The following is a 15,626-nucleotide window of genomic DNA, read 5'->3' as shown; positions in this document are numbered from 1 at the left end:
GATCAACAGATCAACATTGACGTCCAGAACATCATCCCGGTATTGATCTAGCGACACGAATTTCAATTCTGCGTTCCGTGCTGGCACCTGGATGATTTACCAAAACAGGCAACCACCACAAGCCAATGCTTTCCTCCTGGTCTGTTTCCCATAAGACGCGGCGATCGTTGTCTGGATGCCGATGAATGTAAAGAACGATAAGGACGATCTATTACCCAACCATCCCTTAAGATAAAGATATATACCCTATACAGAGGAATCAAACAGTTCACAACATCATAAACTGCTACACGAGGTGTGTAACGGGATAGCATATACACGCCTCAAGGAAAGCTACACGATGAACAACTATCAAATTCGACAATTGTCTCCAACCAACCTCCTCCCCAACGTTCAGGTCATTTCGTTGGAGGCCAGGCATCTCACTCAGGCCCGCAGTCCCACCGTCTCTCCCTCGGTGGAATCCGTGATCGCCTCGTCCGACTGGTCCATCATCCCTTCCAGCGAGCCGCTTACTGCCGTGGTAACCGCACTGCCGACTACCGGCAATGTGCGTATCGACGTTGTGGCCGCCTGACTGGCCGAGACCCAACTTTCCGGTACTCGCAACGGACCAACCGACGCAGCCTGACCTACGCTAGCAACCACCTGAGAACCTTCAGCAGCCGCATCCTGCATCAGGATTCCGCTACCCACTGACCCTACAAGACCCTCTATCGCCGCCTCACTGTGGGCTAGCACCTCTGCAGCTTGAGCCGCCGTTGCGGACATCAGGAGGCTATCTAGCGTCGATTCCAGGCCGTTGGCCATCGATAGACCCGAGCTGGCCATCGATACGACGTCACTTTCGGACCCAAGGAAATCTGCAAAACCTGCAGACAACTGATCCGGATCTGGCGGAAAGGTTCCCAACGAACTGCACACGTCAGACTCACCAACCGAATCATACCCATACCCATGATCGTAGACCGAATCGTACGACGCGGACGACATAGCGAGCAAATTGCTCTCCGCACGCGAAGCGACGGGATCATACAGGGAGAGCGATTCGTACCTATCTGCGGATGGACCAATCGATTCGTACCCATCACACGAATCGGTCGAACTGGTCGAATCAAACGAATCGGTCGAACTGGTCGAATCAAACGAATCGGTCGAACTGGTCGAATCAAACGAATCAAACGAACTGGACAAATCAAACGAACTGGTCGAATCAAACGAATCGATCGAACTCCTCCGCATCCTGCAACCGTCAGAGATCAAGTGCGGTGGCAGGGTAAAGTTTCTCGTCCTAAAAGTTTGCTGGAGCACGACATCCCGATATGTTAGCATCGCCCTCGCGTTGTTAACCCACATTTTATCGTACTCGCTTTCCTTGCGCGCGATTTGGGGGGAAAATTGCCCAAACCAGTTGCAAACCTGCAATACTTTGGTCTGCACGATATTCGAGATCACCACCAGCGTCGGCACCACCGACGCACAAGCCGTCTCATAGGCAGCTGCCACTGACGCGAGTTGATCCACAGTCACCGAGGCATTCGCAGCACTATCACGCAGCCAATCGCTATATCTTTGGACACGGCGTACCACCACATCCGACGTAGGGCCCGCAAATGACTCCGGCACCGCGACAACTATTGTATCAGACACTTCCTGCGCTGCTAGCGTTAGCTCCTCCTGCAGACTCTCCCATGCCTCAGCGGCGGCTAATAACGGGGCCGAACCCGGGCCGTGCTGCAGCCGATAAGCGTTGATCTCGGGTGGCAGAGCCATGAAGTCGAACATAATTTTGCTACCCCTAATAAATTCTTCTTCATTATCTCGCTGGTAGCCACTCCGATACCGCCAGAAACGTCCACTACAATGCCTCCTGGGAGGCTTAACTCTACTAGATGTTCTCTAAAATTGTTATAAACTCTCTACGCTATACCTTAAGAGAGAACATCGCTGGTCATATAGTCACCTGCGGCCTTTGTCAAACTCTGAACGAACGCACGACTACTTTCCGCACCCGCCTCGGCATGCGCCTGGTACTCCACCCCGCGGGTAGTAAAGAACCGCGATGCTAGCTGCGATACGGGGTCGAGGGCCGGTGCGGGAACATTGGTGATCGCAGTGGCCAGCTTGATATTTTGTTCCTTAACCTGGCTACTAATGCGGTCCAGCCTGCCGGCTGCCATAATCAACCCACCTACTTCTACTTTCAGAAAAAGGGGCATAACTACGACTAATCCTCCTTGAAATATTTTTCAGATAAACCCGAACAACCGTAAGGAGAAATCTCAGGCAGCACAAATCGCCCGAGCTTTCCTGCCTACTACCTTAGTGTTACGCAATGCAGTAATGATTAACTTTACAACACTACCCGCATCATAGATGCATTGGAATAAAGAGGTCTCGCCGATACACGAATTGTATTGTAGACTTGCCAGTCGGCTGAAATCAACCGAACTATCCCGGCTTCGCTGGTGACGCTCATCACCCAGAGAAGATGTAGTGTATGGCAGCGCAGCGGAAGTACTCGGAGGAGCTGAGAGTAGAACAAGCGACGGGGATGACGGTGACGGCTCCCCGCGCTCCACGACAACCGCAAAGGGTACTGTCAAGCGAATCGCCGAGCAGTTCGGTGTGTATCCTGAGACGTTGCAGACATGGGTCAAGCATGCCGAGATTAGTCGAGATTTGTGTAGTGGCGCGCGACCTGGCACGAAAACTGATGATGTCAGCTGGATCGCAGAACTCGAGCGCTAAATCCTAGAACTCAAGTGTGCCCAATAGGGATACTATGAGCTGCAAGTGCTTTTTCGCAGCGACGAAGGTCAACCGCCAACTGCGGTGATCGTTGAGAACATTGATACCCACCGCGACAAGTTCGGGGTCGTCTCGATTTGCGCAGCACTGCCCGAGCAGACCGCCCCGTCCACCTAATATTATGCCGTCAAGCAGTAAGGACTGGTGTCGACAGCTGAGGTCGACGACCCCTATGGTGCGAACACCAGGTTCGACCTGTGGTTAGCCAACCGGCACGTCTACGGCGTGCGCAAGCTCAGAACACCGCCAAACACACAGGCCACGACTAGGGCCAATGATCGTAGTGGCGCGGTCGATGCGCCTGGCCGGCCTCGACGACACTGTGCGCTACAAGCGCATCACCCGCCACGACCGAACGTGGCGAGCAGGCGCCACCGCGACATCAGATACCTGATCAACCGGGCCCGGTCGCCGCCAAGGTGCTCGGTCAGTGGTTGAGTCACCGATTTCACGTAATAGTTTGAATACTGCAAAGGTCTGGCTACACAGCGTTCTCCTGGATATGTTCTCCCGCCACATCCTGAGGTAGCCAGTGATGAGTAGCAGAACCACGGTGTTGTTAGCATCAATGTTTGAGCAAGCGCTGTTCACCCGGAGCTACTACAGGTTACGTTTCATTGCAATGGATTTCGCGCATCACTCGGATACAGGTGATCAGTACACGGCCATCGCGTTCACCGAAACACTGCGCGAGGCCGGGATCGTCGACTCGATCCGCCGTGCCGGTAACGCATTCGATAACGTGTAGATGAAATCTGCCGTGGGACTGTATAAAACAGACCTCATCGATCAGAAGCCCACCTTCACTAGCCGAGCCGAACTGGAATGCAAGACCGCCGAGTGAGTACGCTAGCACAACACGCCCAAGGCCCATTTACCGATCGAGTACCGACCTTCGGGGGGAGTACGAGTAACCACATCATACAAGTGGTCACCTCGACCGAGGTGGTGTAGATCTGGGAGTCTCCAACAGGCCCAGAATGGTTCACGCAATGAATATAAGCAGGCCCGCGTGAGCGGCTTCGCGGTTATCAGCAACCTAGGACAACTTATCGAACAACACATCGATAACCCGATCATATTGCACGGCAACCGATTCCGTATCAGGTTGATCAAACACCAAGTGTAGCAGGTGCGCACCCACGGCCAGGAAGCCTTGGGAGGGTGTGAGGGATGGGGGTGGCATCCTAAATAGATGCCGATAGCGTTGCCAAGAGACGCCAGGCAGGCTGGCCCGGATCGCGGACGAGCAGTCCTGGTGTGGGCGTCGCTGGTGACCAGCCGCACGCCGCAAAGCCAGCGGGCGACCAGTGACCGCAAAAACGTCAACCAGCCGGCCCCATCTTCGGCGATGGTCACATCCACACCCAGGAATTGCGCGGTAGCACTCGGCATTGACATCAGGGCGTACACATTGACCACACAGCCGGCCTCATGGACCTCGAAGACCAACGTCAGCAAACGATGAAGGTGTAGGGCGGCTAGCATCGATCAGACATGTGCGGAAGGCGTCCACAACGGTGTCGAGTTTTTTTAGCGATCACGCCGAACTGAGACCCCGACAGGCCCGCTAGTCCCGAAGGCTTCAACGAATTTATCTATCCGACTATTATACATCGACCCTGCTGGACACAATCTCTCATCTGCAATGGGCTAACTCAAGCGCCGAAATTTACCTTATCCTGGTACTTAATCTTATTCCTAAGTACGCTGACGATCGAGTTCGAGAAGCCCGTCCCAGCGGCATGAAAGCCCAGAACCACAACTCGGCGCAACGCAGCGCGGATCAGAGTATCCGGACTCACTGTGGTGGATCAGGTTCACCATTGATCACTCTCTGTCTCTTGTGCAGGAAAATCATCGCTGTAACGCGTTGCGAACACTTCAGCTTCTGCCTCTGCGGCTTGTTCCGGCGATGGCAAACTCCAGGTGTTGCCCACAGATTCACGTAACAGTGCGACGCGATGCTCATCTCCATCGGCCAGCTGACTCATTTTGTCTAAGATGAAGGTGTACTGGGCCGACTGCGCCTTCTGCCGCGCCAAGTCAGAAAGCACCAGGATCTCGGAGGCGACCTGCGATTCACTCATCCACGTCACCCGCTTCGAAAGCTCGACATGGTCGATCCGGCCGTCCATCAGAACCGATACCGACACGGTACGTGGGGGGTTCGTCACCGTGAAAATTGCGACTTCTGGCTCCTCTTGTGTTTCGTCCTCCTTGGCCTGAACGCGCGTGTTGTCTACGTCAGTTCCGCGGTCCTGGGGCTCCGCCGACGCAGAGCCAACAATCGGGTCTACAGTCCAGCGCGCTGCACCGTCGGCGCCCCAGGAATCCAAGGTGTCGAAATCATCGCTGTCGAAGCCGTTTCCGGGCAATACCACCTACGGCATCCCTCCTGAATTCCTACCGCACAGGATAAAGTCGACATGGAGAGGAGGCGCCGGTCAATCCGACGCCTCCTCTCCATGCAACGAACCTGGTCAGCCAAACACAGAACTAATATCTTGACCACATAATTCATCAGTTTCACTATACATGCTCGCCGCGGCTCGCAGAGCCTTAGCGAGGTCAATACCGCCCGTATGCAAGGATTCACCAAGAGTTTGGCGGGTAGCCTCATACATTTTTAACGTGTCGTTGAACTGCGAACAGTACGAACCATGACTGGTCGCGACTGCGTTGGCTAGTCCAGCGGCAGCATTGACCCCGGAGGAAGCACAAGCCGCCTCGTTTTCGTGTTGCGACGCCAATAAGTCCAGTTGTTCGATCTTAACTGTCAAGTTGTCTGTCATTGATCGCATCCCTTCCGTCTATTGCTACGGCGCTGGTCCACAATAGATTAACTCGCCAACTAAATATTAAACGACGTGTTGCGCCACCGCCTGTTTAACATGGCGTGCTCGAGCTTCGATTAGCGATTGAGCTTCGATTGGCGCACGCTCCGCATCGTCTGAGCCCGCCGCTGCGCCTTCCAAGTACTTCTTCTTCTTCTTCCGTTCACCTTTCGACTTCGTCGAAGCGGGCTGCAGGCCACCCATGCCTTGGGGACCACCCATGCCTTGAGAACCCTGAACGGGGACCGGCTCCTGCGGTCCGTCGAACTGCTCCGCAAAGGCTTCGGCCGAATCATCGTCTTGGGAATGCCGCCCCTGCCGAGTTGAGGCGGCATGCAGCTGAGCCAAGCTCCCTGCGCTGAACCCGACCCCAAAGCCGGCCAGGCTGGGTAAGCTGGCTGGGCTCACTAAGCTTTCCCCGCTTACCAGCCCAGACGAACCAGCTAAACCGGGAACACTGAACAAGCCGGCCACATGAGACAAGCCACTGGTCGCCCCACTCAAGCCAGGGATGCCTCCAAACAAGGAGTGCAGCTTGGACCACCAACGCAAGAACAGTCCAGAAAACCACCCTATGATCTTGTCTACCAAATCCTTCAAGCCCGCTAGCGCACCGTGTATGAAATTCCACAGGTGTTCCACGATGCCCTTTATGACCGCTACTCCGTCCGAAACTAGGTCCGCGACAGCGGACGCCAACAAGTGCGCCAATCGAGCCAACAAAGAAACGAATTTAGCCGTATGGAGCGCAGTCTGGACGAGCAGGTAAGCAAGCCCGCCGCCCACTGCAGCCATGGCGGCTGCGCAGGCTTGCGCCTGAAAGGAAGCCGACATGACAGACCCGACAATCGGGATGTAGTTCAGGTCCACAGCCACCGGACGCACGAACAGGAGCGTCTTCTTGGCGCCTTCCAGAATGTTGCGTGTCGTCTGGACCGAGCTGGCCTGGTTACGGATTAGCTCGATAAGCTCACGATCTAGCTCCGCCAGCTCTTTAAAAAGTTCCACCCGCTTGCGGTTTTGGCCGGTGTATTTATCCGCGGCAGCACCTAACCAATCTTCACCAGGAAAAGCCGCCGCCAGGTGCTCAAGAGCTTTTTCAAAGAATGATAGTGAGGAGTAGAGCACCCCCCCTTCATTGGGTACTCCTATACCTAGAAGGGCATACCAACCTTCAATGGCTTGTACCGTCGGATCGATGATGAATGCGCCGCTCATACCTGCCGCCTACATCCTACTAATAGTTGTCGGTTCACAACTAAATACCGGACCATATTCGTTGTCCTAAGCATATTCTATAATTGTATAGAATTACTACACAGAGACTGCCGAGCTGTAACAGCCATCAATAGTATCTCATGACCATAAAGTCTACCGTATAGTTCTCACTATGACAATATTTATGACATAGCGGTTTTAAGTTCACAATGGACAACATAGACTCACTTGTCCTTTAACACTCGATGCTTGTCGATCCTTAAATTCTTGCATTGAATACTGGGGGTTGCATTTTTCGGGCGTCAATGTGGACAGCAAGACCTTGAATGATCCGAACTGGATCTTACTGAGATTTATACTTGAATCAGCACTTTGGTTGCCAAGTACGATCGAACTACTCGCTACATGTTGAACAGTGCATCTACAAAATGGACTCACTGCAATAACCTTTGCCATGGATCTGTTTCGATCATAACTAACGATTTTCCCTCCCATAGCGTGGAGTCTTGCACATCAGCGAAACGATGCCTGAACGTGACGCTTGCCGTCCAATAGACGTTCGCTACCGGATCATAACATAAATTTATCAAACTGGTGCGTTTTAACTTTGACTCACACTTCGTAAATCGAGGCAATGGAAACAGTACCACCGGTCGGGAACAGGGCAGAATCTATACCCGTGATTATTTGTCTGTGTGGGTTGTAGGCTGAGCGATCACCAGAAAGTCACAGGCCCATATGTTCCCGTGTGTTTAGACTTCGTTCGACTACTGTTTGTTCTTTTGTCCTTTGGGCGTTCTTTTGTCCTTTGGGATGCAGCCCGACGATGGTGTACAGCAGCATGAACCCGTCGACAGGAAGCACGCGGTACGCCATGGTGAAAACACGTCGCAGCGCTCAATACTCAAAAGACCCGAAGATAACGATGCTGGCGATCTAGTCGACGTGCTCATCGGACTGCTCCCAACCTTGTAACAGAACTCACTTTGGACTTGGAGCGGGCACTTTCGGACTGCGCGATCAGTAATCTGACATGACTGGCGACATGCATAATTGGTCTGGCTGTTGCTCAGCGTGAAGCCTATGATGCCGACATCATAGACTTGCGCCTTATAAACAGAGGCACCCAAACCGCAGACAACGTCAAGCAGCGTCATGCACGGTGGTAATCCGAGCTTGTCGAACGCGAGATCTATCTTGGCGATCCGGGCCTTTAGCGTCATGTCGTCACGTTCAAAATATGCGCAGCTACACGTCTAGGTCGTGTCAAGAAACAGCCGAAAGAAATCGTCATCCAGATCGTAATGCGCCTACATATAATCGAAATGTGGAGTCAAGTCGTCTTGTTGGGGGATTTAGGCATTTTCGGACACCGTAACAGCCTAATCACCAGGCGCCCGACATCGTTACCACAACGCACCCTGTTTTCATCGATGTCGACTACACAGCATTAATGAGGCCGTGGCGCTGGAATATCTGCTAGCCAACGCTGACGTTGATCTCGTCAGCATCGCTTCGACGGGCGAAATATTGAAGTCGAGCAGGTGGGCGCAAACAACCCTGGCTTGCCCGAACTGTGTCGGGCCATGACCATACCCGTGTACACAGGCACCGACGAGCCACTGAACGGCCAGTAACCTTAGAACGCAAAATTCCACGGCCTCAAAGGTTGAGACTATGTCGAGCTGCCCTTCACTGATTGCCGGATTGCCAGTTACAATGCCACGACAACCTGGATAGATGCAGCTCGCGCCCACGCGGAGAACTTGATCGGCCTCGTCACCGGGCCACTGACCAAGTTGTCTGTAGCACTGTAAGCCGAGCCGGCACTTCCGACGCTTCAGCGCCGGCTAGTGTGATCATGGGCGGCGCGTTCGACAGCTCTGGCCAGGGGCAACGTCGCGGCCGGGTGCCAACCATCAGGATGGACCCAGAGGTGGCAAACGGGGTATTTGCTGCTGGGCTGGGCAACAACAACTTTCGATCGTATGCGGCTTGGATCTGACCCGACAAATGACAATAACGCTGGACATCCTCGCCAAGCCGATGTCTACCGTAGGTCTGTCTCCGTTGATCCAGGTGATCAAAGATGTTCTGCGTTTATAATATTCGAGTCTCACAACCTAGGTTGCGTAGCGTATACGCATGATCCGCTGAACGCTGCAGTCGCGCTGACCCCAGACTTGGTGAAAACCCAGACCACGACAGTGGATGTCGGACTGACATATCCGCGTGGCTTACGGTCGCCGACTGGTCTTCGGATCGCAAGCCCAACGAGCTGGTCGGCATTGGCGCGTAGACCCTGCGGCGTTTTTCGACCGGCTAAATTGGGGGGGTTGGGTCTTTCGCAGGTCGGATACATCGAGCGTAACGTCACCGCGGGACGCGCGGTGTATAGAGTGATTGCTCACCGCGGATGCGACCAGCCCAGCCGGGCTCTGCTCACCAACGGCACGGTACATGCAGTGCCGACGCCCAGATCCGTCCAAGGATGCCAGAAATAGATTTATAGTTAGTTCAGGTGCTACTTGAACGGACACCTATTGCGTGATGGTCATACATCACATCGTACCGTTTCCTGGTCCTGCAGTAGTATCGGTATCAAGCCTAAGCGCTTCGGCCCCTGCTACCTTCGCTTGACCATCTGCGGACGCCTAGCCATGCCACCCACGTGGAGAGTGGTGATCGTTCCTGCGGTACCGACGACTCGCCCGGCGTCGAACCACCAACCAGACAGGCATTCATTGATTCCCTGCGCCCGCACATTGGCGGCAGGTCGGTGGGCATATATCCAGTCAAATACCCCGACACTAATGATTTGGTCCACAGGCATCGACAACATTAGGGACCCAGGCGCGCACGTCGTTTAGATGGCGAGCAACTGACCGCAGACCAAGATGGTGCTATTACCAAGGCGCAGCTGTAGACGGGCTTCGTAACCTCGACTGCGGTGCCGGACAGGGTAGATCCGGCGACCGTGCCCAAACCGCTGCAACCTGAGGGCGCTGACCACGTCGTTACGGTCGTTCTCTAACGTCCGAGCCATGAACTTCCTCGGCGGCTACCGGCCGCCATCGGCTCGGCCTATCAGGCCAAGGCCATCAAGGTATGCGTTACCGAAGCCCCGGTGTGCTCTGACGAACTGAATTTCGCCGGACAAACAGTTACACAGACGACGTTTGCATGACCCACCAGAGAGCAACTTTTGCGACCAATCACCTTGTCGTAGATCTCGGCGGACCAGGTATCCGTGGTGGGGTCTCCGAGCGGAGACCTTAGAGCGCGAGATGTTCAGTAAATAGGACACGACGTCACCGTCGAATCCACCTGATGCGAGCAGCTCGTTCCGATTCAATAACAAACGGCGGTTAGCAGTTTTGGTTCCGGTGGCGCAGGATGATCCGCAAGCATGAACAGCGCATGTGAAGACGAGTGCGCGGCGCTAAAGTTCCAGCTCGTAAAGAGGTGCTACAGCCGGTTCGACAATGGATCACGTCACGCACGCGTTGTTGGCCGATATCGAGGTAGCCGAGGCTATGGAAGCACATCGCCGCGACGAGCTCAAAACCGCCGAAAAAAACCGCATTATTGTTGCTCGCCGGTACCACCAGCCGGTAGCCGCGGATCTGCTCGCGATCGTCAATGTCACCCGGAAGTTGCGAACACAGAACACATGGCCAACCTAGCGGAGCGCGTCACTAATACCGCCCGGCCATAACCCTCACCATGCGATACCTGCAGAAGTTCGCGGATACGTGGCCGAAGTGGGTGCACTGGCCGCCCCATCAGCCCATCCTTCGCAGGAAGTGCTGTTATCACGCGAGCCACGGCTAGCAGCGCAACGATCCCACGGTGCAAGCCGGTCCGGTTGGTTACCGACAACACGCGCCTGTGGGTCTACAGCGACAACAGAACACCGCCGGAAATCGGCGAAAGTAGTGTGGCAGGGCCAAGTCATTTCGGCAAAGCAACTCTGCCTTTAAGAAGAAGGCCTATGCCGCCGCTGCCGGTAGCACCGTAGCAGCGCACGCTCGCTGTCAGCAGTACCTGGGCACGGGTGGTGTGAGATCCCCTTGACCAGCGGAGCACCCGTATCGGATTTCCCTGTGCATCAGGTAATGCCACTGGATCGTTGAGCAGCACCGCCGGCGACGGCTCGAGAAGTTGGCCGCCCACAGTTGACCCGGGTCGGCCTACGGTGCCAGCTCGCCGCACAGTGGGGTCAACGTGATGTGTTCGGCCAGAACGCGACCACCGGACCATAAGGACACCCACACAAGCCGAGCCCCGAAGTTCGTCCCGCTCCTCGACGCTATGCAATATTGACAATTGCAGTTCTCCAGCGGACACTACCTCCACCGTCTGCAGCGACAGCATTTCAGCTCAGCCGTGAACCGGTCTCAGGCAGTTCGATTGCTCGACCAGCCATTCAGTTACCAACACACCTGATCGACGGTGCCATCCTCGGTCAACGGCTTGGCACACCACCATACCCGGGTCACCGCTTCAGCACATGAGCGATGACAGCGTGAATGGCCAGTCGGGTACACACCACTCCTGCGGCCATGAACGCCTAATGCAGTGCGCCGGCCAGTGAGCGACCCAGCGAATGCCGCGGCATCAAACCCGGTCGATCGACGGATCGTAGGCCAACACGGCTTCGAGTTCCGGGGAGGGTTTCCGCCCAGAAAGCGGACGTTCGAGTTCGCCGCAAGCGAACCGGTGCGCGGCTACCCCGTAAGCGCCGAACCTGAAAGCCACATCAGTAACCGACAGCGCGGCGAACGGCCCGATGGTGCGAATCTCCATCCACCACAACAAATCCGCCAGTTTCCATCGTCCCGGACAGAACAGGCTCGGCTCGGTGGCAAATTGTCGGATCGACAACAGCGACCAGAACCGCACGTCCCATCCAGGCCCAATGACAAGGACCGCACACGCAATGAAGATCGCAGTGGCTACCTGGTCAGCGATCCCAACCTAACACTCGGGGCAGGTCACGGCCACCGCGTGTCAATCAACCGCTCGGCGACCTGCTGTTCGGACCCGAAATAGTGGGCCGCTCCGCGCACCGACAACACCAAAAGCCCGGGCCGCAGCACCTCAGCGCGGGACACCAGATCATTCACCGCCGCGATCACTCCCTCAAAAAATGGGCGCCGAGGTCAGTGGCAACGGTTATGACGTACAGTTGCGGGCATCGGACCGCCGCCTCCCGAAGTCGCAGCCCTTGCCGTACTCCCGCTGCGCGGACAACTGACAAGCAGGAGATCCACCCAATTAGCCAAAGTGACCGCAACCGGGACCGTCGCGACCGCCGGCCAGTCCATGCACCAAATCGCCAAAATCCGGGATGAAGTCACCCGAAATCACCCAGATCGCTCCTGTATGCTCACCCGTCTTACGGCACACACACACCACGGACCCCCAACCGCAATCCACCGATGCGTCCGAATCCGGGAGTGGGATGTGCCTTGGTTGCTCGACGTGATCTGATAGCCATAGACTCGGCCCTACAAAAAACTGTGTCAACACACCTTGCGAGTCGTCGCCGGTGATCAACAAGATGATAACAACCTCATATGTTCGGCGCGGGTTACCACTTGCGTGCGGCCCGCATCATGCTGATCCTGGGACTGCTACCAGCAACCCTGCCGGCGTGCGATTTCTCAGAGTCACATCACAAGCCGACCATCGGCGTGTCCTACTCGACCGCAAGCAATCCGCTCTGGAATGCCTACACACGCTTTATCGACGAAGGAAGCCGCCAACTCGGTGTCGATATCAACGCCGTGTCGGCTGAAGAAGACAAACATAGAGCAACTGGCCGACGTTGAGACCTTCATCCGCCAGGATATCGACGGGCTGATCATCACCCCCAGGCAGCATCGATCGCCCTCACGCTGCTGCGGAACGCCGCCCAGGATACGCCTCGGAGCAGAACAAAAACGCTGATTATGTGGCCTTCCTGGGGTCCAATGATGAGAAAACCAGTAGCGACATTGCTGAAGCACTCATCGCTGACGGGGGTCGAAATTCCTTGCCTTCGGTGGCATGCCCGGCAACTCAATGGTCCAGGGCCGCAAAGCTGCCCTGGAATCAGCGCTCGCGGCAGTCGGTGACCGACTTGTGCAGTTTCAATACGCCGGCGATAGTAAAGACAGAAGCTTTGCCGCCGCCGAGAACACGCTGCAAGCACGCCCCGTCGGCGACGCCAACAACCATTTAATGCTCCACACGATAAACTCTGCCAGAACACAATCAAAGCCGCATACAACCCCAATCGTGAAAAGGAATTCGTCGTCGGTGGGGGGAGCTGATTTGACACCGCAAGCAATGACAGCGATCGAAACGGATTCTGACACAGTCAGCCTGGGCTCCCATTGGCTAGAAGGCGAGTTCGGAGCTGACAATCCTCTATCGCAAAATCCACGGCCAAGATCCTGCTGAGCGGATGGTGAATCTCGACCTGCTCACGGTTGACAAGTCCAACATCGCCAAGCTCAAGACCCGCTACATCGACAACATACCGCACTACGACTGGAAGTCGACAACCCCGCTCGATATGACTATCACCTTAAAAACTGATCGAAAAATGTCCGATCTGTTCCAGATACCCAAACTAGGCAACTCCTATGGTGCTGTGCAAGCCGCTTAACTGGACTGAGAACACCGTCTTGCAGTCGAACCCACAACAACTCTGGACTTGGGCCAACGAGAACGGCACCAGCCGGCCCAGCTAGGACTGGCACGATAGTCAAGACGCTGGCCGGGGCAACCACGCAAGTCACCCAAACTGTTGCACATGACCTGGACAGGCACCACGACGCCAGCCGAATCGCCGTCGTAATCGAGCACAGTTGTACTCTCTAATACTGTGGCCGACATTACATCAGGAGGCGTCGATCACACGATGAAGTGCGACGCCGAACAATATTTCCAAGCGGTTGTCACATCCATGGCCGACGGGGTCATTGTGGTAGACATCGACGGACGAATTGAGTCCATTAATCCCGCCGCTACTCGGATACTTGGCTTACAAACCCACGATGTCGTGGATATAAAGCGTGGCCATCCATTCTGCTTCTACGATACAGACAATCAGCGGGTTGACTTTGAGCATGATGTAAGGCAGATCGTACGACGCGAAGTGACAACGGTGAGCAAAGTCGTCGGCATTGACCGACCCAGTGGCCAGCGGTTGTGGCTATCGCTACACGTGAGCCTGCTTGCGTACAAGGATCCCCCACACTCTGCACTCGTAGTCTCGTTTTCCGACATTTCCACCCACCACCTCTGGATCGAACGGCTCGCCTACGAGGCGACCCACGACTGTCTCACCGGTCTTGCCAACCGCCGGTTCGCGGAAGACCAGATCACCAAATCACTGCAGCATGACGAACGCTCGCGATTAGCTGCCGTACTGCTTCTTGACCTAGACGATTTCAAAGTCATCAACGACTCACTAGGCCACGACGTAGGTGATACGGTGTTGCAGACCGTAGCACAGCGACTACGCGCGGCTGTTCGGCCTGACGATGTCGTCGCACGGCTAGGCGGAGACGAGTTCATCGTACTACTCCGGGGTCCCCTGTCGGACATGAATACTAACGACATCGCAAACAGACTGCACACAACACTGTCTGAATCACTCGTGATCGACCAGCTCACGGTACCTATCGGAGCGAGTGTTGGTATCCTTGAAATGAAACCCGACGATAGACGGCGGGTCGCCGACATTTTGCGTGATGTCGACTCTGCGATGTACGCAGCCAAGAACAAGAAACAATGCGCCGTCAGGCCGCAGCAGCTAGTACCGTTCGTCGCACTGACCGCACTGTTAGTGTTTTTCACAGCTGCGATCGGCGCTGATTTCTACTCACCATCAAATCTGTTGGTCATTCTCCAGCAAACTGTGGTGCTGGCGATCGTCGGATACGGCATGACTTTCGTGATCGTGGCGGGCTCTGTTGACCTATCGGTGGGGTCGATCGTCGCATTGACCGGAGTCACCGCGGCACTCATGGCGGCACAGAACCAATTCGCCGCGATCTTCATCGCCCTGCTTGTGGGGTTGGCTACTGGGATCGTAAACGGCATCGTTTTTGCCTACGGGAAGATTCCGTCGTTCGTGGGCACCCTCGGCATGCTTCAAGTCTGCCGTGGTATCACCCTGATGGTCAGCGACAGTTCTGCCAAGCCAATGCCGTTTCACGGAATATTGGGCGCAGTGGGAGCCATGCCGTGGATCCTCATCGTCTGTCTTTTCGTCACGATCCTGGCGGGGATCTTATTCCAATTCACCATGTTTGGTCGGTGGGTCAAAGCCATCGGCGGCAACGAACGTGTCGCCACATTGGCCGGGGTGCCTACCCGCGGGATCAAAGTCGCGATTTTCGCGATCTGCGGACTGACGGCAGGCCTCGGCGGTGTCGTGCTTGCCTCCCGCCTCGGAGCCGGGACACCAACCGCAGCAACCGGCTTCGAGATCGACGTCATCGCCGCAGTCGTCATCGGCGGCACACCTCTAACCGGCGGACTGGGGCGAATCAGCGGAACGTTGATCGGTGCGGTAATCATCTCGATGCTCTCCAACGGCATGGTGTTCATGGGGGTTGGGGGCGCTACCTCACAGATCATCAAGGGAATTATGCTCGCCGCTGTGGTTTTTGTCCTCCCACAACGCCACAAGATCGGCATTATCAAATGTCATCCGAGTCAGCGGCACTAGAGCCAGCGCGGTAGTTCACCCTGCGTAGC

At 55.5% G+C, this 15,626-nt stretch carries 11 protein-coding genes and 4 pseudogenes; 7 read left to right on the top strand and 8 right to left on the bottom strand.

Features of this window, described 5'->3' with window-relative positions:
* Window positions 1-426: 426 nt before the first annotated feature.
* Together MLPF_RS02735 and MLPF_RS02730 are read right to left on the bottom strand one after the other, a co-directional pair.
* On the bottom strand, window positions 427-1,785 hold the full coding sequence (locus MLPF_RS02735) for a PPE family protein (protein ID WP_237817238.1): 1,359 nt from the start codon (window positions 1,783-1,785) through the stop codon (window positions 427-429).
* Window positions 1,786-1,931: 146 nt separating this feature from the next.
* Window positions 1,932-2,219: a PE family protein gene (locus MLPF_RS02730; protein WP_045842456.1), complete on the bottom strand. Its 288-nt coding sequence runs from the start codon at window positions 2,217-2,219 to the stop codon at window positions 1,932-1,934.
* A 577-nt stretch (window positions 2,220-2,796) separates the two neighbouring features.
* Here MLPF_RS02730 and MLPF_RS15490 point away from each other — a divergent pair.
* On the top strand, window positions 2,797-2,928 hold the full coding sequence (locus MLPF_RS15490) for a hypothetical protein (protein WP_272946064.1): 132 nt from the start codon (window positions 2,797-2,799) through the stop codon (window positions 2,926-2,928).
* 418 nt (window positions 2,929-3,346) lie between these two features.
* On the top strand, window positions 3,347-3,559 hold the full coding sequence (locus tag MLPF_RS02725) for a hypothetical protein (RefSeq protein WP_156146945.1): 213 nt from the start codon (window positions 3,347-3,349) through the stop codon (window positions 3,557-3,559).
* Window positions 3,560-3,853: 294 nt separating this feature from the next.
* Here MLPF_RS02725 and MLPF_RS16910 read toward each other — a convergent pair.
* From MLPF_RS16910 to MLPF_RS16905, 5 genes and pseudogenes are all read right to left on the bottom strand, one after another.
* Window positions 3,854-4,416 (bottom strand): annotated as a pseudogene (locus tag MLPF_RS16910) (transposase); the annotation flags it as partial.
* A 215-nt stretch (window positions 4,417-4,631) separates the two neighbouring features.
* Window positions 4,632-5,195, bottom strand: a complete 564-nt coding sequence (locus MLPF_RS02715) for a hypothetical protein (RefSeq protein ID WP_045842454.1) — start codon at window positions 5,193-5,195, stop codon at window positions 4,632-4,634.
* 99 nt (window positions 5,196-5,294) lie between these two features.
* Window positions 5,295-5,615: an ESX-1 secretion-associated protein gene (locus MLPF_RS02710; protein ID WP_045842453.1), complete on the bottom strand. Its 321-nt coding sequence runs from the start codon at window positions 5,613-5,615 to the stop codon at window positions 5,295-5,297.
* Between the two features lie 57 nt (window positions 5,616-5,672).
* The gene (locus tag MLPF_RS02705) at window positions 5,673-6,866 is read right to left on the bottom strand and encodes an EspA/EspE family type VII secretion system effector (protein WP_045842452.1); all 1,194 of its coding nucleotides are present in this window, start codon (window positions 6,864-6,866) and stop codon (window positions 5,673-5,675) included.
* 939 nt (window positions 6,867-7,805) lie between these two features.
* A pseudogene (locus MLPF_RS16905) lies at window positions 7,806-8,164 on the bottom strand (class I SAM-dependent methyltransferase); the annotation flags it as partial.
* 1,397 nt (window positions 8,165-9,561) lie between these two features.
* On the opposite strand from MLPF_RS16905, the pseudogene MLPF_RS16900 reads away from it, so the two are divergent.
* A pseudogene (locus MLPF_RS16900) lies at window positions 9,562-10,145 on the top strand (cutinase family protein); the annotation flags it as partial.
* A 206-nt stretch (window positions 10,146-10,351) separates the two neighbouring features.
* Window positions 10,352-10,552, top strand: a complete 201-nt coding sequence (locus tag MLPF_RS02685; protein ID WP_045842449.1) for a hypothetical protein — start codon at window positions 10,352-10,354, stop codon at window positions 10,550-10,552.
* A gap of 293 nt (window positions 10,553-10,845) precedes the next feature.
* On the opposite strand, the pseudogene MLPF_RS02680 reads toward MLPF_RS02685, so the two are convergent.
* A pseudogene (locus tag MLPF_RS02680) lies at window positions 10,846-12,154 on the bottom strand (Y-family DNA polymerase).
* A gap of 294 nt (window positions 12,155-12,448) precedes the next feature.
* Here MLPF_RS02680 and MLPF_RS02675 point away from each other — a divergent pair.
* From MLPF_RS02675 to MLPF_RS02665, 3 genes are all read left to right on the top strand, one after another.
* Window positions 12,449-12,703, top strand: a complete 255-nt coding sequence (locus MLPF_RS02675) for a hypothetical protein (RefSeq protein WP_236684839.1) — start codon at window positions 12,449-12,451, stop codon at window positions 12,701-12,703.
* A gap of 617 nt (window positions 12,704-13,320) precedes the next feature.
* Window positions 13,321-13,524, top strand: coding sequence for a hypothetical protein (locus MLPF_RS02670; RefSeq protein WP_236684838.1), 204 nt, complete (start codon window positions 13,321-13,323; stop codon window positions 13,522-13,524).
* 255 nt (window positions 13,525-13,779) lie between these two features.
* Window positions 13,780-15,597, top strand: a complete 1,818-nt coding sequence (locus tag MLPF_RS02665; protein ID WP_045842465.1) for a diguanylate cyclase domain-containing protein — start codon at window positions 13,780-13,782, stop codon at window positions 15,595-15,597.
* The last annotated feature ends 29 nt before the right edge of the window (window positions 15,598-15,626 follow it).

This window comes from Mycobacterium lepromatosis (assembly GCF_000975265.2).
Lineage (GTDB): Bacteria > Actinomycetota > Actinomycetes > Mycobacteriales > Mycobacteriaceae > Mycobacterium > Mycobacterium lepromatosis.
This window is presented reverse-complemented; position numbering and strand designations above follow the sequence as displayed.